Origin of the sequence: Stenotrophomonas sp. GD03654 (assembly GCF_029845105.1) — a bacterium.
GTDB lineage: Bacteria > Pseudomonadota > Gammaproteobacteria > Xanthomonadales > Xanthomonadaceae > Stenotrophomonas > Stenotrophomonas africana.
Genome location: NZ_JAOCLC010000073.1, coordinates 1 through 22,436, shown reverse-complemented (window position 1 = coordinate 22,436; position 22,436 = coordinate 1). Strand labels below are relative to the sequence as shown.

The window sequence follows — 22,436 nt, the reverse complement described above, 5'->3', positions numbered from 1 at the left end:
ACCTCCCCGCCTTCGACAGTTTCCCGGTGACGGTGGGTAAATCGCGATTCCCGGTAGGTGTCGACCTTGGTCGACACGATTTCACGCCATGCGTGGATGAGATCTGTCAGGTATCGAGGGAGGGTAGGGGACCGGCTTCTGCTTCTGATCTTCTTTTTTCTTTCCGTGGCGGGCGGAACCGCCGGAACGTGTCAGAGGCCGGGTGGGTGGGGCTGCGCAGGGGCGTGAGCCGCATGGATGCGGCGATCGAGCTTACATGGACGTACTTGCAGCGCCCCCTGCGCAGTCCCACCCGCCCGGCCAAGCCCCAGATCTAGCCGGGCTCTCCGCGACCAACCCAGCCCCGACCCCCGCCACGAGGGGCTGCGCCGTTGGCTGGAAATCCATGTAACCGCTTACAAGGAAACGGATTTTTGCCGTAACAGGTATCATGACCGGCTGACTTCACACAGGAGCCACCCGCTCATGCGCCGCAAGATCGTCGCCGGAAACTGGAAGCTGCATGGCAGCCGTCAATTCGCCAATGAACTGCTGGGGCAGGTCGCCGCTGGGCTGCCGCTGGACGGCGTGGACGTGGTGATCCTGCCGCCGCTGCCGTACCTGGGTGAGCTGGTCGAGGACTTCGGCGAGACCGGCCTGGCCTTTGGCGCGCAGGACGTAAGCAGCAACGAGAAGGGTGCCTATACCGGTGAGGTCTGCGCGGCCATGCTGGTCGAGGTCGGGGCCCGCTATGGCCTGGTCGGCCATTCCGAGCGCCGCCAGTACCACCATGAAAGCAGTGAACTGGTCGCGCGCAAGTTCGCCGCCGCCCAGCACGCCGGTCTGGTGCCGGTGCTGTGCGTGGGCGAGACCCTGGAACAGCGCGAGGCCGGGCAGACCGAAGCGGTCATCGCCAGCCAGCTGGCGCCGGTGCTGGAGCGGGTCGGTGCAGCCGGCTTCGCCAAGGCCGTGGTCGCCTACGAGCCGGTCTGGGCCATCGGTACCGGCCGTACCGCTACAAAGGAGCAGGCACAGCAGGTGCACGCGTTCATCCGTGGCGAAGTCGCGCGTATCGATGCTAGAATGGCTGATTCACTGCCCATTGTTTACGGCGGTAGCGTGAAGCCCGACAATGCCGGGGAACTGTTCGCGCAGCCGGATGTCGATGGTGGGCTGGTCGGCGGCGCCTCCCTGGTGGCCGCGGACTTCCTGGCCATCGCACGGGCGGCGGCCGCGAACTAATCCTAGAAGTTTTGTCCGAGGGCGGTTTCCAATGCTGATGTTGATCCTCAATGTCGTCTACGTGCTGGTCGCTGTGGCCATGATCGCGCTGATCCTGATGCAGCGTGGCTCGGGTGCGGCGGCGGGTTCGGGCTTTGGTGCCGGTGCCTCGGGCACGGTGTTCGGTGCGCGCGGCGCCTCGAACTTCCTGTCCAAGTCGACCAAGTGGCTGGCTGTCGTGTTCTTCGGCATCAGCCTCTTCATGGCCTGGTATGCCGGTCACGGCACCCGTCCGGCGGCCGACCAGGATCTGGGCCTGATGTCCGCCCCGGCGGCGACTGCTCCGGCGGCCCCGGCGGGCGAACTGCCGGCCGTTCCGAAGGCCGATGCGGTCCCGGCCGCCCCGGTTCCGGCCGCGAATGTGCCGGCTAAGGCGGAATCTTCGGTTTCTGGTGAAGAAAAGCCTTCGGAAGGCTCCCAGAAAGACTGAAGCCGGTTACAATACGCGGCGCATCGGGAAGATAGTCTGATGTGATCGTTTGCCCAGGTGGCGGAATTGGTAGACGCACTACCTTGAGGTGGTAGCGACGCAAGTCGTAGGGGTTCGAGTCCCCTCTTGGGCACCATTTGTAAGTAAAGCGGGTTCGTCTGGCGCGCAAGGCGCCAGGCAGATTCCCGTCCACTCCCCCATGCCAAAGCGCCTGCAGGCGCAGCGGCAGAGGCAAGAGAGAATCGCTGTGCTGGCCGAATATTTGCCGTCTCTGCTGTTTCTGATCGTTGCCACCGGTATCGGCATTACGCTGATGCTGGTTGGTCGATTCCTCGGTCCCCGCCGCCCCGATCTGGAAAAGCTGTCGCCGTACGAGTGCGGCTTCGAGGCCTTCGAAGACGCGCGCATGAAGTTCGACGTGCGCTATTACCTGATCGCGATCCAGTTCATCGTCTTCGACCTGGAAATCATCTTCATCGTGCCGTGGACCCAGGTCTTCATGGAGCTGGGTGCCCGTTCGCTCATCACCATGGGCCTGTTCGTCGGCATGCTGTTCCTCGGTTTCATTTACGTCTGGAAGAAGGGAGCGCTGGAATGGGAGTGATTCAGACTCTCGATGGCCTCATGAACAACCCCACGCCGGAAGGCCGGGTTGATGACATCCTGCGGCCGGAAGGCGACAACCCGCTGCTGGAAAAGGGCTTCGTCACCACCAGCGTCGATGCACTGCTGAACTGGGCGCGCACCGGCTCGATGTGGCCGATGACCTTCGGTCTGGCCTGCTGCGCGGTCGAGATGATGCACGCCGGCGCCGCGCGCCTGGACCTTGACCGCTACGGCGTGGTGTTCCGCCCGTCGCCGCGTCAGTCCGACGTGATGATCGTGGCCGGTACCCTGGTCAACAAGATGGCCCCGGCGCTGCGCAAGGTCTACGACCAGATGCCGGACCCGAAGTGGGTCATCTCGATGGGTAGCTGCGCCAACGGTGGCGGCTATTACCACTACTCCTATTCTGTGGTGCGCGGCTGTGATCGCGTGGTGCCAGTGGACGTCTACGTCCCGGGCTGCCCGCCGACCGCCGAGGCGCTGGTGTACGGGATCCTGCAGCTGCAGAAGAAGATCTGGCGTACACAGACCATCGCCCGCTGACCCCTTCACCTGACAAGAGCGCGCCAAGCCCCCATGGCAGAGCAAGCATCCTTCATCGACCGACTGTCCGCACGTTTCGCTGGTGCGAAAGTCATCGTGGTCGAACCCCGCGGCGAAGTGACGCTGGAAGTGCCTGCCGCCGAGTGGCACGCCACCGCCCTGGCGCTGCGTGACGAGTTTGGTTTCGAACAGGCCGTGGATCTCTGCGGCGTCGACTACCTTGGTTATGGCTCCGACGAATGGGACACCGCCGACGTGTCTTCTCAGGGCTTCAGCCGCGGCGTCGAAGGCAAGGCCCAGGGCCGCTTCGCGTGGGGCGAGTTCCCCACCGAGGAAAACGGCGCCGACGGTGCCCGCCCTCAGCACATGCCGACCCAGCGCTTCGCCGTGGTCGCCCAGCTGCGCTCGTACCAGCACAACCTGATGATGCACCTGCGCTGCTTCGCCCCTGACGAAGCGCTGCCGGTGGTGTCCTCGCTGACCAGCATCTGGCCGGGCCTGAACTGGTTCGAGCGCGAAGCGTTCGACCTGTACGGCGTGATCTTCGAAGGCCACCCGGACCTGCGCCGGATCCTGACCGACTACGGTTTCGTCGGCCATCCGTTCCGCAAGGACTTCCCGCTGATCGGCAATGTCGAAGTCCGCTACGACGAAGAAAAGAAGCGCGTGATCTACGAACCGGTCACCTCGGTGGAGCCGCGCGTCGGCGTGCCGCGCGTGATCCGCGACGACGCCCGTCTGCAGACCGCAGAAGGTGAGCGCGCGCAGGAGGCAGTGAAGTGAGCCACGTACACCAGGCCGGCGAAGCATTCGCCAGCAACGCCGCCGAAAGCCGGCAGGAAATCCGCAACTACACCATGAACTTCGGCCCGCAGCATCCGGCCGCGCACGGTGTGCTGCGCCTGATCCTGGAAATGGACGGCGAAACCATCATGCGCGCCGACCCGCACGTGGGCCTGCTGCACCGTGGTACCGAAAAGCTGGCCGAGTCCAAGCCGTTCAACCAGTCGATCGGCTACATGGATCGCCTGGATTACGTGTCGATGATGTGCAACGAGCACGCCTACGTGCGCGCGATCGAGACCCTGATGGGCATCGAGGCGCCGGAGCGTGCGCAGTACATCCGCACCATGTACGACGAAATCACCCGCATCCTCAACCACCTGATGTGGCTGGGCTCCAACGCGCTCGACCTGGGTGCGATGGCGGTGATGCTGTACGCCTTCCGCGAGCGCGAAGAGCTGATGGACTGCTATGAAGCGGTCTCCGGCGCGCGCATGCACGCGGCGTACTACCGTCCGGGCGGTGTCTACCGCGACCTGCCGGACCACATGCCGAAGTACAAGGAATCGCGCTGGCACAAGGGCAAGGCGCTGAAGCAGCTCAATGCTTCGCGCGAAGGCTCGCTGCTGGACTTCCTGGAGAACTTCACCGTCGAGTTCCCCAAGCGCATCGACGAATACGAAACCCTGCTGACCGACAACCGCATCTGGAAGCAGCGTACCGTCGGTATCGGCGTGGTCACTCCGGAACTGGCCCACCAGTGGGGCATGACCGGCGTGATGCTGCGCGGCTCGGGCATTGCCTGGGACCTGCGCAAGAAGCGTCCGTACGCCAAGTACGATGCCGTCGATTTCGACATCCCGCTGGGCAAGGAAGGCGACTGCTACGACCGTTACCTGGTCCGCGTTGCCGAAATGCGCGAATCCAACCGCATCATCAAGCAGTGCGTGGCGTGGCTGAAGGCCAACCCGGGCCCGGTGATGGTCAAGAACTTCAAGGTCGCTCCGCCCAAGCGCGAGGACATGAAGGACGACATGGAAGCGCTGATCCATCACTTCAAGCTGTTCAGTGAAGGCTATTGCGTGCCGGCCGGCGAGACCTATGCGGCCGTGGAAGCGCCCAAGGGCGAGTTCGGCTGCTACCTGGTCTCCGATGGCGCCAACAAGCCGTTCCGCGTGCACCTGCGCGCACCGGGCTTCGCCCACCTGTCCTCGATCGATTCGATCGTGCGCGGCCACATGCTGGCCGACGTGGTGGCGATGATCGGTACCTACGACCTGGTGTTCGGCGAGGTTGACCGGTAATGCCGTCCGCCACGCCAACGCCCGCTGCAGGCAGCCGGCGCAAGCCGGCGCCGCAGTTTCTGGAATTTCACGTTATGCATTTCGCTGAGGTCGGCCGATGAAGGCGACAGGTAATTTCGAGGCGGCGCGCGACGTCGACCCGATGGTGGTGCTGAGCGACAAGACCCGCGCTCACATCGATCACTGGCTGTCCAAGTTCCCGCCGGACCGCAAGCGCTCTGCCGTGCTGCAGGGCCTGCATGCGGCCCAGGAGCAGAACGAGGGTTGGCTGACCGACGAGCTGATCGCCGGCGTGGCCAAGTACCTTGACCTGCCGCCGGTGTGGGCCTACGAGGTCGCCAGCTTCTACTCGATGTTCGAGACCGAGAAGGTGGGCCGCAACAACGTGGCCATCTGCACCAACATCAGCTGCTGGCTCAATGGCGCCGAGGACATCGTCCGCCATTGCGAGAAGAAGCTGGGCATCAAGCACGGTGAATCGACCCCGGACGGCCGCGTCTACCTCAAGCGCGAGGAAGAGTGCCTGGCCGGTTGTGGCGGCGCGCCGATGATGGTCATCAACGGTCACTACCATGAGCGTCTGACCCTGGAAAAGGTCGACGAGCTGCTGGACGGGCTGGAGTAAGGGCATGGCACATCACCACGAATCCAAGGGTCCGGTCGGCCCGGCGCCGCTGCCGCACCAGGTGGTCTACACCACCCTGCATTACGACACTCCGTGGTCGTACGAAAGCTACCTGAAGACCGGTGGCTACGCCGCCCTGCGCAAGATCCTCGAAGAGAAGATCCCGCCGGAGCAGGTCATCGAGATGGTCAAGGCCTCGGGCCTGCGCGGCCGCGGTGGCGCCGGCTTCCCGACCGGCCTGAAGTGGTCCTTCATGCCCAAGGGCAACATGCAGAAGTACATCCTCTGCAATTCGGACGAATCCGAGCCGGGCACCTGCAAGGATCGCGACATCCTGCGCTACAACCCGCATTCGGTGGTGGAAGGCATGGCGATCGCCTGCTACGCCACCGGTTCGACCGTGGGTTACAACTACCTGCGCGGTGAGTTCCACCACGAGCCGTTCGAGCACTTCGAGCAGGCCCTGGCCGATGCCTATGCAAACGGCTGGCTGGGCAAGAACGTGATGGGCTCGGGCGTGGACATCGACATCTACGGTGCGCTGGGCGCCGGCGCGTACATCTGCGGCGAAGAAACCGCGCTGATGGAATCGCTGGAAGGCAAGAAGGGCCAGCCGCGCTACAAGCCGCCGTTCCCGGCCAACTTCGGCCTGTACGGCAAGCCGTCGACGATCAACAACACCGAAACCTATGGTTCGGTGCCGGCGATCATCCGCAACGGTCCGGAGTGGTTCAAGGGCCTGAGCCTGACCGCCAACGGCGGTCCGAAGTGCTTCTCGGTGTCCGGCTGCGTGCAGAACGGCGGCAACTTCGAAGTGCCGCTGGGCACCAAGTTCCACGACCTGCTGGAAATGGCCGGTGGCCTGCGTCCGGGCCGTACCCTCAAGGGCGCGATCCCGGGCGGCGTGTCGATGCCGGTGCTGACCGCGGCCGAGCTGCAGGATCTGCCGATGGACTACGACACCATCCGTGCGCTGGGCTCCGGCCTGGGTTCGGGTGCGATCGTGGTTCTCGACGACAGCGTCTGCTGCGTCAAGTTCGCCTGCCGCATCAGCCAGTTCTTCCACAAGGAATCGTGCGGCCAGTGCACCCCGTGCCGTGAAGGCACCGGCTGGATGCACCGCGTGCTGGAGCGCATCGTCGCCGGCAAGGCCACGATGGAAGACCTGCACCAGCTGAAGGCGGTGGCCGGCCAGATCGAAGGCCACACCATCTGTGCGTTCGGTGAAGCGGCTGCATGGCCCATCCAGGGCTTCCTGCGCCAGTTCTGGGACGAATTCGAGTACTACATCGTCAACGGTCATTCGATGGTTGACGGCAAGAAGGTGGAGGCAGCCGCCGCATGAGCGCGCAACCCGTAAACCCGAACGTGCCACCGGATCACGTGACCATCGAAATCGATGGCAAGTCCCTGGTAGTGCCCAAGGGTTCGATGATCATCCAGGCGGCCGACAAGGCCGGTATCTCGATTCCGCGCTTCTGCTACCACGAGAAGCTGCCGATCGCCGCCAACTGCCGCATGTGCCTGGTGGACGTGGAAAAGTCGCCGAAGCCGGCGCCGGCCTGCGCCACTCCGGTGATGGATGGCATGAAGGTCGCCACCCGCAGCGAGAAGGCACTGAAGTTCCAGCGCTCGGTGATGGAGTTCCTGCTCATCAACCACCCGCTGGACTGCCCGATCTGCGATCAGGGCGGCGAGTGCGAGCTGCAGGACGTGTCGCTGGGCTATGGCCGTTCGGTCAGCCGCTTCAACGAGCGCAAGCGTGTGGTGCCGGACGAGGACATGGGCCCGCTGGTCGCCACCGAGATGACCCGCTGCATCCAGTGCACCCGCTGCGTCCGCTTCACCGCCGACGTTGCCGGTACCTATGAACTGGGTGGCATGTACCGCGGTGAGAACCTGCAGATCGGCACCTTCGACGGCAAGCCGCTGACCACCGAGCTGTCCGGCAACGTCGTCGACGTCTGCCCGGTCGGCGCGCTGACCAACAAGGTGTTCCAGTTCCGTGCCCGCCCGTGGGAGCTGACTGCGCGCGAATCGCTGGGCTACCACGACGCGATGGGTTCGAACCTGTTCCTGCACGTGCGTCGCGGCGAAGTGCTGCGTACCGTGCCGCGCGACAACGAAGCGGTGAACGAGTGCTGGCTGTCCGACCGTGACCGCTACTCGCACCAGGGCCTGTACAGCGAAGACCGTGCGGTCAAGCCGCTGCGCAAGGTCAATGGCGAGTGGAAGGAAGTGAGCTGGGCCGAAGGCCTGGCCGCGGCCGCCGAGATCCTCAAGGCCAACCAGGGCGACAACCTGGGCGTGCTGGTGCATCCGTCCACCTCGAACGAGGAAGGCGCGCTGCTGGCCCGCCTGGCCAAGGGCCTGGGCTCGAGCAACATCGACCACCGCATCAACAACCGCGATTTCTCCGACGCCGCAACCGCCGAAGTGTTCGGCCTGCCGCTGGCCGAGATCGAAGGCGCCGACCGCATCGTGGTTCTGGGCAGCAACATCCGCCACGAACTGCCGCTGCTGCACGCCCGCCTGCGCAAGGCGCAGACCACCAACGGCGCGAAGATCCACGTCGTCAACCCGGTGGACTTCGACTTCGCCTTCAGCATCGCCGGCAAGCAGATCGTCGCGCCGTCGAAGTTCGTCGACGCGCTGGCCAACGCCGAGCTGCGTTCGGCAGTGCAGGGCGGCAACAACACCGTGCTGATCGTTGGTGGCATCGCCGAAAACCACCCGCAGGCTGCCGCGATCCGCGCCGCTGCGCGTGACTTCGCTGCCGCCACCGGTGCCAAGCTGTGCCGCATCCCGCAGGGCGCCAACGCCGTGGGCCTGGCCCGCGCCGGCGTGCTGCCGGCCGGCAAGGACGTCGCCGCGATGCTGGCGCAGCCGCGCCAGGCCTACGTGGTGTACGGCCTGGAGCCGGGCCTGGACTTCGCCGACGCTCCCGCCGCGCGCAAGGCGCTGGTCGGAGCCCAGGTGGTGGCCTTCAGCCAGTTCGCCTGTGCCTCCACCCGCGACGTCGCCGACGTGATCCTGCCGATCGGTGCGCTGCCGGAAATCGACGCCACCCTGACCAACCTCGATGGTCGCGAGCAGTCGGCCCGTGCCGGCGGCAAGCTGCCGGGCGAGGCCCGTGAAGGCTGGCGCGTGCTGCGCGCCCTGGGCGGCGACATGGCGCTGGCCGGTTTCGACTTCACCGACCTGGCCGGCCTGCGCGCCAGCCTGGCCCCGGTGTCGGTCACCGTCGCTGCTTCGGCGCAGCCGGTGGTCGCCGGTGAAGGCCTGGAAGTGGCTTCGACCGCTGCGATCTACCGCACCGACGCGGTGGTCCGTCGTGCGCCGGCGCTGCAGTCGCATCCGCTCAACAACGCCCCGCGCATCGTGCTGAACGCTGAAGATGCCGCTCGCCTGCAGCTGCAGGAAGGGCAGATGGCCAAGGTCGGCACTGATGCCGGCAAGGCCACCCTGCCGGTGGTGGTCGACGCCCGCGTCGCTGCGGGTTCGGTCTGGATTGAATCGGGCCACGGCGCGACCGCGCCGCTGGGTGCCGCTCGCGTATCGGTGGTGGCTGCATGAACGAATTGCTGTTGAACGCGGTCGATCCGCTGCACCAGTGGCTGCTTGGCCTCGGTGACATCGGCGCGCTGATCTGGATCATCCTGAAGATCCTGGTGATCACCGTTCCGGTGATCATCTCGGTGGCCTTCTACGTGGTCTGGGAACGCAAGCTGATCGGCTGGATGCACGTCCGCCACGGCCCGATGTACGTGGGCATGGGCATCTTCCAGGCCTTCGCCGACGTCTTCAAGCTGCTGTTCAAGGAAGTGGTCCAGCCGAGCAGCGCCAACAAGGCGATCTACCTGCTGGCACCGCTGATCACCCTGGCGCCGGCCTTCGCGGCCTGGTCGGTGGTGCCCTTCGATTCGCAGATTGTGCTGTCCAATGCCAACGCTGGCCTGCTGTACCTGCTGGCGATGACCTCGCTGGGCATCTACGGCATCATCCTGGCCGGCTGGGCGTCGAACTCGAAGTACGCGTTCCTGGGTGCCATGCGCGCTTCGGCGCAGATGATCAGCTACGAAATCGCGATGGGCTTCGCCCTGGTGGGCGTGATGATCGCGTCGGGCAGCCTGAACCTGAGCAACATCGTGATGGCGCAGGCCGGCGATTCCGGTTTCTTCGACTGGTTCCTGCTGCCGCTGTTCCCGCTGTTCGTCATCTACTGGGTGTCGGGCGTGGCCGAAACCAACCGCGCGCCGTTCGACGTGGTGGAAGGTGAATCGGAAATCGTCGCCGGTCACATGGTCGAGTACTCGGGCGGTGCGTTCGCGCTGTTCTTCCTGGCCGAATACGCCAACATGATCCTGATCAGCTTCCTGATCTCGATCTTCTTCCTTGGCGGCTGGCTGAGCCCGATCCAGGGCTGGGTCAACCCGGGCGACATCTCGCCGCTGGTCGACTGGATCTGGAAGGGCGGTGCACCGTGGCTGTTCGTCAAGGTGTTCTTCTTCGCCAGTGCCTACATCTGGTTCCGTGCCAGCTTCCCGCGCTTCCGCTATGACCAGATCATGCGCCTGGGCTGGAAGGTCTTCATTCCGCTGGCCATTCTGTGGATCGCGGTTACCGCCGTCATGGTGTTCTTCGGCGTGATTCAAAAGGGCGTCTAAGTGATGAACAGGATTACCCATTACTTCAAGAGCCTGCTGCTGCTCGAACTCCTGGGTGGCCTTTGGCTGACGCTGAAGTACAGCTTCAAGCCCAAGTACACGATGATGTACCCGATGGAGAAGTTCCCGCAGTCGCCGCGCTTCCGTGGCCTGCACGCCCTGCGCCGGTACCCCAACGGTGAAGAGCGCTGCATCGCCTGCAAGCTGTGCGAAGCGGTGTGCCCTGCACTGGCCATCACCATCGACTCGGCCAAGCGCGAAGACGGCACCCGCCGTACCACGCGCTATGACATCGATCTGTTCAAGTGCATCTTCTGCGGCTTCTGCGAAGAAAGCTGCCCGGTGGACTCGATCGTCGAAACCCACATCCTCGAGTACCACTTCGAGAATCGTGGCGAAAACATCGTTACCAAGCCGCAGCTGCTGGCCCTGGGCGACCGTCTCGAGTCCGAGATCGCCGAGCGTCGCGCCGCCGATGCCGCTTACCGCTGAGGTCGAGAGATGGATTGGGTAAATATCGCTTTCTGGGTGTTCGCCATCGCGGCAACGGTTTCGGCCGGTGCGGTGATCAGCGTGCGCAACCCGGTTCACGCCGTGCTCTGCCTGGTGCTGACCTTCTTCTCCATCGCCTGCGTCTGGCTGCTGGTCGGCGCCGAGTTCCTCGGTGTGGCACTGGTGCTGGTGTATGTCGGCGCGGTGATGGTGCTGTTCCTGTTCGTGGTGATGATGCTCGACATCGATCCCACCAAGATGCGTGAGGGCTGGGTGCGCTACCTGCCGGTCGGTCTCATCGTTGCCGTGGCGATGCTGGTGCAGATGCTGATCCTGATCGGCGTGAAGGGCAGGGCGGTTACCCCGTTCCCGGCCGACAACGCCGCCGCGCTCGCCGCCGACAGCTCCAACGTCACCTGGCTGGCCCGCACGCTGTTCACCGAATACCTGCTGCCGTTCGAGTTCGCTGCGGTCATCCTGACCGTGGCCGTGGTTGCCGCCGTGATGCTGACCCTGCGTCGCCGTACCGGCGTGAAGAGCCAGAACCCGGGCGAGCAGACCATGGTCAAGGCCGGCCAGCGTCTGCGCATGGTCAAGATGGGCGCCGAGGCACCGGTCGTGCACAGCAACAGCAAGCCGGCCGCCGGCGAGGAGACCCAGCCGTGATTACCCTTGGCCACATGCTTGCGCTGGGCGCGGTGCTGTTCGCCATCAGCCTGGCCGGCATCTTCCTCAACCGGAAGAACGTCATCGTCCTGCTGATGTCGATCGAGCTGATGCTGCTGTCGGTGAACGTCAATTTCGTCGCGTTCTCGCGTCAGCTGGGCGATCCGTCCGGCCAGCTGTTCGTGTTCTTCATCCTGACCGTCGCCGCCGCGGAAGCCGCCATCGGCCTGGCGATCCTGGTGACCCTGTTCCGTACCCGCCGCACGATCAATGTCGGCGAAGTCGATTCGTTGAAGGGCTGATCCACAGATGGAAATCACTCTCTCCAAGAGTCTGTTGATCGCAGTGGTGCTTGCACCGCTGTTCGGCAGCATCATCGCCGGCCTGTTCGGTCGCCAGGTCAAGCGCTTCGGCGCGCAGACCATCACCATCCTCGGCGTTGCGGTTGCCTGCGGCCTGTCGATGTACACGCTCTACCAGCTGCTCTGGGGCGGCGCGCAGCCGTTCAACCAGAACATCTACACGTTCTTCGAAGTCGGCCAGTACTCGGCCCACGTCGGCTTCATGGTCGACAAGCTGACCGCGATGATGATGGTGGTGGTGACCTTCGTGTCGCTGCTGGTCCATATCTACACGATCGGCTACATGCAGGACGATCCGGGCTACCAGCGGTTCTTCAGCTACATCTCGCTGTTCACCTTCTCGATGCTCACCCTGGTGATGAGCAACAACTTCCTGCAGCTGTTCTTCGGCTGGGAAGCGGTGGGCCTGGTGTCGTACCTGCTGATCGGCTTCTGGTTCAAGCGCCCGACCGCGATCTTCGCCAACATGAAGGCGTTCCTGGTCAACCGCGTCGGTGACTTCGGCTTCCTGCTGGGCATCGCCGGCGTGTTGTGGGTGTTCGGCACCCTGGACTACTCGCAGGTGTTCTCGCAGGCCGGCATGCTGGCTGACCCGCGTGCCCAGCTGCAGATCTGGGACGGCACGATCCTGGGCATGCAGCTGCTGAACGAGCCGGTGATCTGGTCGATCGCCACGGTCATCTGCATCTGCCTGTTCATCGGTGCCATGGGCAAGTCGGCCCAGGTTCCGCTGCACGTGTGGCTGCCGGATTCGATGGAAGGCCCGACCCCGATCTCGGCGCTGATCCACGCCGCGACGATGGTGACCGCCGGCATCTTCATGGTCACCCGCATGTCGCCGCTGTTCGAGCTGTCGCAGACCGCGCTGAACTTCATCCTGTTCATCGGTGCCACCACCGCGTTCTTCACCGGCCTGATCGGCATCGTGCAGAACGACATCAAGCGCGTCGTTGCGTACTCCACGCTGTCGCAGCTGGGCTACATGACCGTGGCGCTGGGTGTGTCGGCCTATTCGGCGGCCGTGTTCCACCTGATGACCCACGCCTTCTTCAAGGCGCTGCTGTTCCTGGGTGCCGGTTCGGTCATCATCGCGATGCACCACGAGCAGGACATGCGCAAGATGGGCGGCCTGCGCAAGTACATGCCGATCACCTTCGTCACCATGTGGATCGGTACGCTGGCACTGGTCGGTACGCCGTTCTTCTCCGGCTTCTACTCGAAGGACACCATCATCGAGGCCGCCGAGATCCACGCGCACATGCAGAACAGCTGGGTGGCCACCTATGGCTACTGGGCCGTGCTGGGTGGCGTGCTGGTGACCAGCTTCTACAGCTTCCGCCTGCTGTTCCTGACCTTCCACGGCAAGGAGCGCTTCCGCGACGCGCATGATGATCACGGCCATGGCCATGACGATCACCACGCCGCTGACGCCCACCATGCTGATGCCCATCACGGCGATGCCCATGACGACCACGGCCATGGCCACGGTCCGCATGAGCCGCATGAAACCCCGTGGGTGGTGACCCTGCCGCTGATCCTGCTGGCCATCCCTTCGATCGCCATCGGTTTCTTCAGCATTGGTCCGATGCTGCACGGCACCGACTGGGCTGGCCACCACGCCCACGCGGCGATCAAGGGCCAGGTCAACACGTTCTTTACCGGCATCGTCGACTTCTACGATCCGGCCAAGAACACCGTTGCCTTCCTGGGCGAAGAGTTCCACGGGCCGGTGGCGTTCGCGCTGCACGGCATGATGCTGCCGCCGTTCTGGCTGACCCTGGCGGGCTTCCTGCTGGCTGCGCTGTTCTACCTGTGGAAGCCGGACCTGTCGGGCAGGGCGCGCAAGACCTTCGCCCCGCTGGTGTCGGTGCTGGAAAACAAGTACGGCTTCGACAAGCTGTGGATCGATGGCTTTGCCGGTGGCAGCGTCAAGCTGGGCAAGGTCGCACGCTGGATCGACAGCAACATCGTCGACGGCGTGGTCAATCTTTCGGCACGTGTTGTGGACGTCGCAGCCGGCGTGCTGCGTCGTACCCAATCCGGTTTCCTCTATCACTACGCCTTCGCGATGATCATCGGCCTGATTGCCCTTCTGGGCGTGCTGATGCATTACCTGCGTTGATGACCTGTACGGAATAAGAAGACGTGTCGAACTGGCCTCTACTCAGTGTCCTCATCTGGCTGCCGATCATCGGTGGCGCCCTGATCCTTGCGATCCGTGATGCGCAGACCGCCCGCTGGGCGTCCCTGGGCGTAGCGGTGCTGACGTTCGTGGCGAGCCTCTCGCTGCTGAGCGGCTACAACGCGGGCATCGACGGTCTGCAGTTCGTCGAGACCCATGCCTGGATCCCGGCGTACAAGATCGGCTACAACCTGGGCGTGGACGGCATCGCCGTGGCGCTGATCCTGCTGACCACCCTGGTCAGCGTGCTTGCCCTGATCGGCGCCTGGAGCGCCATCGACAAGCGCGTCAACCAGTACGTGGCCGCCTTCCTGATCCTGGAAGGCGTCACGGTCGGTATCTTCTCGGCCACGGACGCGATGCTGTTCTACGTGTTCTTCGAGGCGATGCTGATCCCGATGTTCCTGATCATCGGTGTCTGGGGTGGCCCGCGCCGCATCTACGCCGCGCTGAAGTTCTTCCTGTACACCTTCCTCGGCTCGGTGCTGATGCTGGTGGCACTGATCTACCTGTACATGAAGGGCGGCAGCTTCCAGCTGGCTGACCTGTACGCGCTGCCGCTGTCGGCCAAGGAGCAGACCTGGATCTTCTTCGCGTTCCTGATCGCCTTCGCGGTCAAGGTGCCGATGTTCCCGGTCCACACCTGGCTGCCGGACGCCCACGTGGAAGCGCCGACCGCCGGTTCGGTGATCCTGGCCGCCATCGCCCTGAAGATCGGTGGCTACGGCTTCCTGCGCTTCAATCTGCCGATCGTCCCGGACGCGTCGCAGGAATGGGCGTGGCTGGTGATCGCGCTGTCGCTGATCGCCGTGATCTACGTCGGCCTGGTCGCCCTGGTGCAGGACGACATGAAGAAGCTGATCGCCTATTCGTCGATCGCACACATGGGTTTCGTCACCCTCGGCACCTTCATCGCGCTGTGGCTGGTGCGTGAAGCCGGCAACGCCGATGCCGCCCGCCTGGGCTTGCAGGGCGCCATGGTGCAGATGATCTCGCACGGCTTCGTGTCCGGCGCGATGTTCTCCAGCGTCGGCGTGCTGTACGACCGCATGCACAGCCGCCGCATCGCCGATTACGGCGGCGTGGTCAACGTGATGCCTTGGTTTGCGACCTTCGCCATGCTGTTCTTCATGGCCAATGCCGGCCTGCCGGGCACCAGCGGTTTCGTCGGCGAGTTCATGGTCATCCTCGCGGCCTTCCAGCGTAATCCGTGGATCGCCTTGGGCGCGGCCACCACCCTGATCATCGGCGCCGCCTACACCCTGTGGCTGTACAAGCGCATCTTCTTCGGCGAAGTGGCCAACAGCCACGTTGCCGAACTGAAGGACATCAACGGTCGCGAATGGCTGGTGCTGGGCGTGTTTGCCGCCGGCGTGCTGGCCCTGGGCATCTACCCCAAGCCGCTGACCGACCTGATGGAGCCCTCGATCGCGAAGCTGGCGATGCAGATCGCATCCAGCAAGCTGCTGTAATTCCAGGATTTGATGATGACCACCTCGCCGCTGCTGCCATTGACCGCCGCTGACCTGCCACCACTCGCTCCCGAGCTGGTGCTGATCGGCAGCGCCTTCGCCCTGATGATCCTCGACCTGTTCGTCAGCAACCGGAACAAGATCGTCACCCACCTGTTCTCGCTCGCTGCGCTGGCCGTGGTGCTGTTCATGCTGGCCACCGGCGTGGGCGGGCAGGGGGAGGTCTTCCATGGCATGTTCGTGCGCGATACCGCCGCGGACGTGATGAAGACCGGGATCGTGCTGCTCAGCGGCCTGACCCTGGTCTACGGCTGGCGTTACCTGCGTGACCGCAACCTGTTCCAGGGCGAGATCCCGGTGCTGATCCTGTTCGGCACCGCCGGCATGATGATCCTGGTCTCGGCCGGCAGCCTGCTGATGGTCTACCTGGGCCTGGAACTGCTGGCGCTGTGCTCCTACGCGCTGGTTGCCAGCAACCGTGAGAACGGCCTGGCCTCGGAAGCGGCGATGAAGTACATCGTGCTGGGTTCGCTGGCCTCGGGCCTGCTGCTGTACGGCATGTCGCTGATCTACGGCGCCACCGGCAGCCTGCACCTGGACGTCATCCGTGAGGCCATCCCGCACTCGGAAGAGCGCGTGCTGCTGATCACCGGTGCGGTGTTCATGATCGCCGGCGTCGCCTTCAAGCTGGGTGCCGCGCCGTTCCACATGTGGCTGCCGGACGTGTACCAGGGTGCTCCGGCACCGATCGCTCTGTTCATCAGCTCGGCGCCGAAGCTGGCCGCGTTCGGCATGGCCTACCGCCTGCTGGAAATGGGCGTGGGTCCGCTGTCGACCGAACTGCAGCTGCTGATTGCCGGCCTGGCTGCGGTCTCGCTGGTCATCGGCAACCTGATGGCCATCGCGCAGAGCAACCTCAAGCGCATGCTGGCGTTCTCCACCGTCTCGCACATCGGCTTCCTGCTGATGGGTATCGCCGGTGGCGGTTCGCAGGGCTATGCCGCCGCGCTGTTCTACGCGCTGGCCTACGCCATCATGTCCACCGCCGCCTTCGGTGCGATCATCGCGCTGTCGCGTGCCGGTTTCGAAGCCGAGAACATCGAAGACTTAAAGGGCCTGAATGCCCGCAACCCGTGGATGGCCGGCCTGGTGCTGTGCATCATGGCGTCGCTGGCCGGCATCCCGCCGTTCCTGGGCTTCTGGACCAAGCTGGCGGTGCTGGGCGCGGCCGTCAACGGCGGCCTGCTGTGGCTGGCCATTCTCGGCGTGCTGTGTGCTGTGGTCGGCTGCTTCTACTACCTGCGCGTCATCAAGGTCATGTACTTCGATGAGCCGGTGGGCGAGGCCATGCCGCGCAGCAACGACCGCGTGCTGGGCCTGGTACTCGGCGTGAACGCGCTGGCGCTGCTGGCGCTGGGCCTGGCCTGGAACCCGATCATGGTCTGGTGCCAGCAGGCATTTGCGCATCTTGCATAAAAGTTGACACAAAGCTGCGCGATTCGTGTAATATGCGCAGCCTGAGTTGTCACTGCAGCGGTTCAGCCAGAACATCGTTGCGGTAGCCCTCCTCGAAAGAGCAGGGCAGCAGTTCAAACACTTCCGGTGCGGGGTGGAGCAGTCTGGCAGCTCGTCGGGCTCATAACCCGAAGGTCGCAGGTTCAAATCCTGCCCCCGCTACCAACACATCGAATCGGCGCCAACCAGTTCGATGAATGAGGAAAAGCTTGCAGGTTTTGAAGTTATGCCTCATAATTCCGCTTCTGATGCGGGGTGGAGCAGTCTGGCAGCTCGTCGGGCTCATAACCCGAAGGTCGCAGGTTCAAATCCTGCCCCCGCTACCAAGTAAAGAGATCGCCTTCGAAGTCCTGCTTCGAGGGCGTTTTTCTTTGGATTGGTTCCGTTTTGGTAGAGTCGAGCCATGCTCGACTGCCGGTGTGGAAAAGGGGCCTGGTCTCGGCCCCGCACCTTGCACCAGCGCGGTGCAGTCGCTATCATCAGCGGCCTAGCAATACCCCTGAAGGCGGCCTCCCAGCGGGAGTCCGGACCCGGAAGGAGGGCCGCAACCGGCAGGCACTGCAGGTTGCAACCGGAATCCAGTCACCGGAGTCTTTCCGGAAAAGGGGCCCAGCGGGCCCTTTGTCGTTTCCGGGGCGTCATGTTTCCATGCTGGCCAAGGCCGGCACCCAACCATAGAGATCAAGGCAGGCTGTGAGCGACAAGGCAACCGACATCGCGAATCTGCTCGCCCCGACCGTTGTGTCGCTGGGCCTGGAGCTGCTGGGCGTTGAGTATCTGCCGGCCCCCGGCGGTGCGACCCTGCGCCTTTACATCGACGTGCCGCTGGCTGAACAGCCCGAGCGCATCATCAATGTCGACGACTGCGAGCGGGTCAGCCGCGAAGTGTCGGCACAGATGGACGTCGAAGACCCGATCAGCGGCAACTACACGCTGGAAGTGTCTTCGCCGGGCGTCGATCGCCCGCTGTTCAACCTGGAGCAGTTCGGCCGTCACCTCGGCGAAATGGCCAAGGTCACGCTGAAGCTGCCGCAGGACAACCGTCGCCGCCTGCAGGGCCGCATCGAAGCCATCGACGAGACCGCAGGTGCCATCACCTTCATCGTCGACAAGGCCGAAGTGGTCGTGTCGGCCGACAACATCGACAAGGCACGGATCATGCCCGACTGGGTGGCGCTGGGGCTGGCCCCGAGCAAGCCGACCGGTCCGGCACCGAAGCGTCCGAAGCCGAACACGAATTCTTCTTCCAACGAGCCGGCGGCAAAAAAGCCGCGCGCGGAGTGAGCCAATGAGCAAGGAACTGTTGCTGGTAGTCGACGCGGTCGCCAACGAGAAGGGCGTGCCGCGTGAAGTAATCTTCGATGCCATCGAGGCCGCCCTGGCCTCGGCAGCGAAGAAGCGCTATCCCGACGAGGAAGTGCTGACCCGTGTGGTCATCGACCACAAGGATGGCAGCTACGAAACCTTCCGCCGCTGGGAAGTGGTGGCCGATGACGTGGTCATGGAATCGCCGGACCGCCAGATCCGCCTGATGGATGCCGTCGATGAAGCCGAAGGCGTGGACGTCGGCGACTACATCGAAGAGCAGATCGAAAACCCGGATTTCGGCCGCATTGCCGCCCAGGCCGCCAAGCAGGTCATCGTCCAGCGCGTGCGCGAAGCCGAGCGCCAGCAGGTCGTGGATGCGTGGAAGGATCGCGTCGGCGAGCTGATCACGGGTGTGGTCAAGCGCGCCGAGCGCGGCAACATCTATGTCGACCTCGGTGGCAACGCCGAAGGCTTCATCCCGAAGGACAAGGGCATTCCGCGCGACGTGCTGCGCGCTGGTGACCGCGTGCGCGGCTACCTGGCCGAAGTCCGTTCGGAACCGCGTGGCCCGCAGCTGTTCATCAGCCGCGCCGCCCCGGAATTCATGATCGAGCTGTTCAAGCTGGAAGTGCCGGAAGTCGGTCAGGGCCTGGTGGAAATCAAGGCCTGTGCCCGCGATCCGGGCGACCGCGCCAAGATCGCCGTGCTGGCCCACGACCAGCGCACCGATCCGATCGGTGCCTGCATCGGCATGCGCGGTTCGCGCGTGCAGGCCGTGTCCAACGAGCTCAATGGCGAGCGCGTGGACATCGTGCTGTGGAACGACAACCCGGCCAACTTCGTCATCAACGCGATGGCGCCGGCCGAAGTGCAGTCGATCATCGTCGATGAAGACAAGCACTCGATGGACCTGGCTGTTGCCGAAGACCGCCTGGCCCAGGCAATCGGCAAGGGCGGCCAGAACGTGCGCCTGGCCAGCCGCCTGACCGGCTGGCAGCTCAACGTGATGACCCAGGACCAGGTCACCGCCAAGTCGGAGGCCGAGCAGGCTTCGGCCCGCCAGCTGTTCATGGACAAGCTGGAAGTGGACGAGGAAATCGCCGGCATCCTGGTCAGCGAAGGCTTCGGCACCGTCGAGGAAATCGCATATGTCCCGGTCGGCGAACTGCTGGCCGTGGAAGGTTTCGACGAAGACATCGTCGAAGAGCTGCGCGCTCGTGCCCGCGATGCGCTGCTCAATGAGGCCCTGGCAGTCGAGGAAGGCCTTGAAGACGGCCAGCCGGCGCAGGACCTGCTGTCCCTGAAGGGCATGGACGAAGCCACCGCATATGCGCTGGCCGGCCACGGCGTGCGCACCAGTGAGGACCTGTCCGATCTGGCCGCCGACGAGGTCATGGACTTCGGCATCGAAGGGCTGGATCAGGCGCGCGCCGCTGCGCTGATCCTGGCCGCACGTGCCGAGGAGATCGCCCGACTGGAACGCGGCGAATGAGCCGGCAATGAACAGGGCCCTGAGCCGCTCAGGGCGTAGAATCCGCGCCACCTCCAGATGCGGGGGGGCGCCCACAAGATCATAGGATCCGAATGTCGCAGCAAACCACCATCCGCAAGCTTGCCGAACTGGTCAACACGCCGGTCGAAAAACTGCTGGAACAGCTGGCCGGTGCCGGCATGAAGTTCAGCGGTCCCGACCAGGTCGTGACCAGCACCGAGAAGGTGAAGCTCCTGGGCTTCCTTCGTCGTTCGCACGGCAAGCCCGAGCAGGCCCCGGAAGAAACTGATCAGTCTGCAAAGAAGATCACGCTCAACCGCCGGAAACAGCAGGAAGTGACGGTCAGTTCCGGTCGCAGCAAGACGACCGTGAATGTCGAGGTGCGCCAGAAGCGTACCTACGTCAAGGATGGTGCTCGCGCCATGACCCCGGACGAAGAACGCGCCGACATCCTGCGCAAGCTGGAAGAGTCGCGCGCGCGCAACCTCGCCGAACAGCAGGCACTGGCCGAGAAGGATCGTCTGCGCGACGAAGCCATTGTCCGCGCCCGTGAGGAAGAGGTCGCCGCCAAGGAACGCGCAGAGGCCGAGAAGAAGGCCGCCGAGGAAGCTGCCGCTGCCGCCAAGGCGGCCGAGGCGCTGGCTGCCAGCAAGCCGAAGGTGCGCGCTCCGATCGACGAAACCGCGCCGCGCCCGCCGCGTACCCCGGCTGCCGCTCCGGCCGCACCGCGTGGTGCACCGCCGGCACCGCCGCGCAGCGACGACCGCAACAACCGCAGCGCGCCGCGCAACGAGCGTGGCCCGGGTGATCGCTTTGCCGGCCAGATGCATCTGTCGGCGGCTGATCGTGCGCGTCGTGGCAACAGCAACAACAGCAACACCCGGGGTCGTCCGGGTGGTCGCAACCAGAGTGGCGGCCGTCGCGACATGTCGCGTGGTGGCAGCAACGCCGGTCCGCACGCCTTCGAGCGTCCGACCGCACCGGTGGTGCGTGAAGTGGCGATCGGCGACACCATCACTGTGGCCGACCTGGCGCAGAAGCTCGCGCTGAAGGGCGGCGAGGTGGTGAAGGCGCTGTTCAAGATGGGCGTGATGGCCACCATCACCCAGTCCATCGACCATGACACTGCCGCGCTGGTGACCGAAGAACTCGGCCACAAGGCGATCCGTGCCAACGACAACGACGCCGAAGACGCACTGCTGGCCTCGACCGGTGAAAACCAGGGCGAAGCCACCCAGCGTCCGCCGGTGGTCACCATCATGGGTCACGTCGACCACGGCAAGACCTCGCTGCTGGATTACATCCGCCGCACCAAGGTCGCCACCGGCGAAGCCGGCGGCATCACCCAGCACATCGGTGCCTACCACGTGGATACGCCGAAGGGCGTGATCAGCTTCCTGGATACCCCGGGCCACGCGGCATTCACCTCGATGCGTGCGCGCGGCGCCAAGCTGACCGACATCGTGGTGCTGGTCGTGGCCGCCGATGACGGTGTCATGCCGCAGACCAAGGAAGCGATCCAGCACGCGCGTTCGGCGGGTGTGCCGCTGATCGTGGCGATCAACAAGATCGACAAGTCCGATGCCGACCCGATGCGGGTCAAGAACGAACTGCTGTCCGAGCAGGTCGTGGCCGAAGACTTCGGTGGTGACACCCAGATGGTGGAGATCTCGGCCAAGACCGGTCTGGGCGTCGACGACCTGCTGGATGCCATCTCGATCCAGGCCGAACTGCTGGAACTGAAGGCGGTCGACGAAGGCCGCGCCGCAGGCGTGGTGATCGAATCGTCGCTGGACAAGGGCCGAGGCCCGGTCGCCACCGTGCTGGTGCAGCAGGGCCGCCTGAAGAAGGGCGACTACCTGGTGTGCGGCATCCAGTACGGCCGCGTGCGTGCGCTGTTCGACGAAACCGGCAAGCAGCCGGAGTTCGCCGGCCCGTCCATCCCGGTGCAGGTCCTGGGTCTGTCCGGCGTGCCGGAAGCCGGTGACGACTTCGTGGTCGTCGAGGACGAGCGTCTGGCCAAGGACGTTGCCCAGCAGCGTGAGACCAAGCGCCGTGAATCGCGCCTGGTCGCCACCGCTGGCAGCCGCATGGAAGACATCATGGCGACCCTGGGCAAGGGCGAGGGCCAGCAGGTCCTCAACCTGGTCATCAAGGCCGACGTGCAGGGTTCGGTGCAGGCCCTGAGCCAGGCACTGGTCGCGCTGTCCAACGAAGACATCCGCATCAACGTGATCCACTCCGGCGTGGGCGGCATCACCGAGTCGGACGCCAACTCGGCGGCCGCTTCCAAGGCCACCGTCATCGGCTTCAACGTGCGTGCGGATGCTTCGGCCCGTCGGATCATTGAATCCAACGGCGTGGACCTGCGTTACTTCTCGATCATCTATGACGTGATCGATCAGGTGAAGCAGGTGGCCTCCGGTCTGCTGGGCGTGGAGATCCGCGAAGAGATCATCGGTATCGCCGAGGTCCGCGACGTCTTCCGCAGCTCCAAGCTGGGCGCCGTCGCCGGTTCGATGGTCATCGAGGGCGTGGTCAAGCGCAACAAGCCGATCCGCGTGCTGCGCGACAGCGTGGTGATCTTCGAGGGCGAGCTGGAATCGCTGCGTCGCTTCAAGGAGAACGTCGAGGAAGTCCGCAACGGTACCGAATGCGGTATCGCGGTGAAGGCCTACAACGACGTCAAGCCGGGTGACCAGATCGAGTGCTTCGAGCGTATCGAAGTG

The 22,436-nt window shown here is 64.5% G+C and carries 19 protein-coding genes and 3 tRNA genes; all 22 read left to right on the top strand.

Going from position 1 to position 22,436, the window contains the following annotated elements:
* The first annotated feature begins 465 nt into the window (after positions 1-465).
* Positions 466-1,221, top strand: a complete 756-nt coding sequence (gene tpiA / locus N5J73_RS20540) for a triose-phosphate isomerase (protein WP_049443691.1) — start codon at positions 466-468, stop codon at positions 1,219-1,221.
* Between the two features lie 31 nt (positions 1,222-1,252).
* Complete coding sequence (gene secG / locus N5J73_RS20535; protein WP_014037951.1) at positions 1,253-1,690, top strand: preprotein translocase subunit SecG; 438 nt, start codon at positions 1,253-1,255, stop codon at positions 1,688-1,690.
* A 51-nt stretch (positions 1,691-1,741) separates the two neighbouring features.
* Positions 1,742-1,826: transfer RNA gene (locus N5J73_RS20530), tRNA-Leu, on the top strand.
* Between the two features lie 111 nt (positions 1,827-1,937).
* On the top strand, positions 1,938-2,294 hold the full coding sequence (locus N5J73_RS20525) for an NADH-quinone oxidoreductase subunit A (RefSeq protein ID WP_008265012.1): 357 nt from the start codon (positions 1,938-1,940) through the stop codon (positions 2,292-2,294).
* Positions 2,285-2,839 carry an NADH-quinone oxidoreductase subunit B gene (locus tag N5J73_RS20520; protein ID WP_005410463.1) on the top strand — a complete coding sequence of 185 codons (555 nt, stop codon included), beginning with the start codon at positions 2,285-2,287 and terminating at the stop codon, positions 2,837-2,839. Before N5J73_RS20525 ends, N5J73_RS20520 begins: the two co-directional genes overlap by 10 nt.
* A 33-nt stretch (positions 2,840-2,872) precedes the next feature.
* A complete protein-coding gene (locus N5J73_RS20515; protein ID WP_010486428.1) occupies positions 2,873-3,622 on the top strand; it encodes an NADH-quinone oxidoreductase subunit C in 750 nt (249 codons plus the stop codon).
* The gene (locus N5J73_RS20510; RefSeq protein WP_006458796.1) at positions 3,619-4,926 is read left to right on the top strand and encodes an NADH-quinone oxidoreductase subunit D; all 1,308 of its coding nucleotides are present in this window, start codon (positions 3,619-3,621) and stop codon (positions 4,924-4,926) included. Before N5J73_RS20515 ends, N5J73_RS20510 begins: the two co-directional genes overlap by 4 nt.
* A 97-nt stretch (positions 4,927-5,023) precedes the next feature.
* Positions 5,024-5,551 carry an NADH-quinone oxidoreductase subunit NuoE gene (gene nuoE / locus N5J73_RS20505; RefSeq protein ID WP_006381132.1) on the top strand — a complete coding sequence of 176 codons (528 nt, stop codon included), beginning with the start codon at positions 5,024-5,026 and terminating at the stop codon, positions 5,549-5,551.
* Between the two features lie 4 nt (positions 5,552-5,555).
* Complete coding sequence (gene nuoF, locus N5J73_RS20500) at positions 5,556-6,896, top strand: NADH-quinone oxidoreductase subunit NuoF (protein ID WP_006381131.1); 1,341 nt, start codon at positions 5,556-5,558, stop codon at positions 6,894-6,896.
* On the top strand, positions 6,893-9,127 hold the full coding sequence (gene nuoG / locus N5J73_RS20495) for an NADH-quinone oxidoreductase subunit NuoG (protein WP_049443687.1): 2,235 nt from the start codon (positions 6,893-6,895) through the stop codon (positions 9,125-9,127). Before nuoF ends, nuoG begins: the two co-directional genes overlap by 4 nt.
* Positions 9,124-10,218: an NADH-quinone oxidoreductase subunit NuoH gene (gene nuoH, locus N5J73_RS20490; RefSeq protein ID WP_049443685.1), complete on the top strand. Its 1,095-nt coding sequence runs from the start codon at positions 9,124-9,126 to the stop codon at positions 10,216-10,218. The genes nuoG and nuoH overlap by 4 nt, the downstream gene beginning before the upstream one ends.
* Positions 10,219-10,221: 3 nt before the next feature.
* The gene (gene nuoI / locus N5J73_RS20485; protein ID WP_006381128.1) at positions 10,222-10,710 is read left to right on the top strand and encodes an NADH-quinone oxidoreductase subunit NuoI; all 489 of its coding nucleotides are present in this window, start codon (positions 10,222-10,224) and stop codon (positions 10,708-10,710) included.
* Positions 10,711-10,719: 9 nt separating this feature from the next.
* On the top strand, positions 10,720-11,376 hold the full coding sequence (locus N5J73_RS20480) for an NADH-quinone oxidoreductase subunit J (protein WP_049437083.1): 657 nt from the start codon (positions 10,720-10,722) through the stop codon (positions 11,374-11,376).
* Entirely contained in the window at positions 11,373-11,678 is a 306-nt protein-coding gene (gene nuoK / locus N5J73_RS20475; RefSeq protein WP_006381125.1) for an NADH-quinone oxidoreductase subunit NuoK, read from the top strand. Before N5J73_RS20480 ends, nuoK begins: the two co-directional genes overlap by 4 nt.
* Before the next feature lie 7 nt (positions 11,679-11,685).
* Positions 11,686-13,860 carry an NADH-quinone oxidoreductase subunit L gene (nuoL, locus tag N5J73_RS20470; protein ID WP_049443683.1) on the top strand — a complete coding sequence of 725 codons (2,175 nt, stop codon included), beginning with the start codon at positions 11,686-11,688 and terminating at the stop codon, positions 13,858-13,860.
* Between the two features lie 23 nt (positions 13,861-13,883).
* A complete protein-coding gene (locus N5J73_RS20465) occupies positions 13,884-15,392 on the top strand; it encodes an NADH-quinone oxidoreductase subunit M (protein ID WP_049443681.1) in 1,509 nt (502 codons plus the stop codon).
* 15 nt (positions 15,393-15,407) lie between these two features.
* Entirely contained in the window at positions 15,408-16,868 is a 1,461-nt protein-coding gene (gene nuoN / locus N5J73_RS20460; RefSeq protein ID WP_279941337.1) for an NADH-quinone oxidoreductase subunit NuoN, read from the top strand.
* Between the two features lie 127 nt (positions 16,869-16,995).
* Positions 16,996-17,072 (top strand) — tRNA-Met (locus N5J73_RS20455).
* 84 nt (positions 17,073-17,156) lie between these two features.
* Positions 17,157-17,233: transfer RNA gene (locus tag N5J73_RS20450), tRNA-Met, on the top strand.
* A gap of 367 nt (positions 17,234-17,600) precedes the next feature.
* The gene (gene rimP / locus N5J73_RS20445) at positions 17,601-18,191 is read left to right on the top strand and encodes a ribosome maturation factor RimP (RefSeq protein WP_032128649.1); all 591 of its coding nucleotides are present in this window, start codon (positions 17,601-17,603) and stop codon (positions 18,189-18,191) included.
* 4 nt (positions 18,192-18,195) lie between these two features.
* Positions 18,196-19,707 carry a transcription termination factor NusA gene (nusA, locus tag N5J73_RS20440; protein WP_005410449.1) on the top strand — a complete coding sequence of 504 codons (1,512 nt, stop codon included), beginning with the start codon at positions 18,196-18,198 and terminating at the stop codon, positions 19,705-19,707.
* A gap of 92 nt (positions 19,708-19,799) precedes the next feature.
* Positions 19,800-22,436 (top strand): translation initiation factor IF-2 (gene infB / locus N5J73_RS20435; RefSeq protein ID WP_279941335.1); only part of this gene is annotated, 2,637 nt, incomplete at its 3' end.

Coding starts and splice junctions, on each gene's coding strand:
- tpiA (WP_049443691.1), top strand. CDS start 466: ATGCGCCGCAAGATCGTCGCCGGAAACTGGAAGCTGCATGGCAGCCGT.
- secG (WP_014037951.1), top strand. CDS start 1,253: ATGCTGATGTTGATCCTCAATGTCGTCTACGTGCTGGTCGCTGTGGCC.
- N5J73_RS20520 (WP_005410463.1), top strand. CDS start 2,285: ATGGGAGTGATTCAGACTCTCGATGGCCTCATGAACAACCCCACGCCG.
- N5J73_RS20515 (WP_010486428.1), top strand. CDS start 2,873: ATGGCAGAGCAAGCATCCTTCATCGACCGACTGTCCGCACGTTTCGCT.
- nuoE (WP_006381132.1), top strand. CDS start 5,024: ATGAAGGCGACAGGTAATTTCGAGGCGGCGCGCGACGTCGACCCGATG.
- nuoF (WP_006381131.1), top strand. CDS start 5,556: ATGGCACATCACCACGAATCCAAGGGTCCGGTCGGCCCGGCGCCGCTG.
- nuoG (WP_049443687.1), top strand. CDS start 6,893: ATGAGCGCGCAACCCGTAAACCCGAACGTGCCACCGGATCACGTGACC.
- nuoH (WP_049443685.1), top strand. CDS start 9,124: ATGAACGAATTGCTGTTGAACGCGGTCGATCCGCTGCACCAGTGGCTG.
- nuoI (WP_006381128.1), top strand. CDS start 10,222: ATGAACAGGATTACCCATTACTTCAAGAGCCTGCTGCTGCTCGAACTC.
- N5J73_RS20480 (WP_049437083.1), top strand. CDS start 10,720: ATGGATTGGGTAAATATCGCTTTCTGGGTGTTCGCCATCGCGGCAACG.
- nuoL (WP_049443683.1), top strand. CDS start 11,686: ATGGAAATCACTCTCTCCAAGAGTCTGTTGATCGCAGTGGTGCTTGCA.
- nuoN (WP_279941337.1), top strand. CDS start 15,408: ATGACCACCTCGCCGCTGCTGCCATTGACCGCCGCTGACCTGCCACCA.
- nusA (WP_005410449.1), top strand. CDS start 18,196: ATGAGCAAGGAACTGTTGCTGGTAGTCGACGCGGTCGCCAACGAGAAG.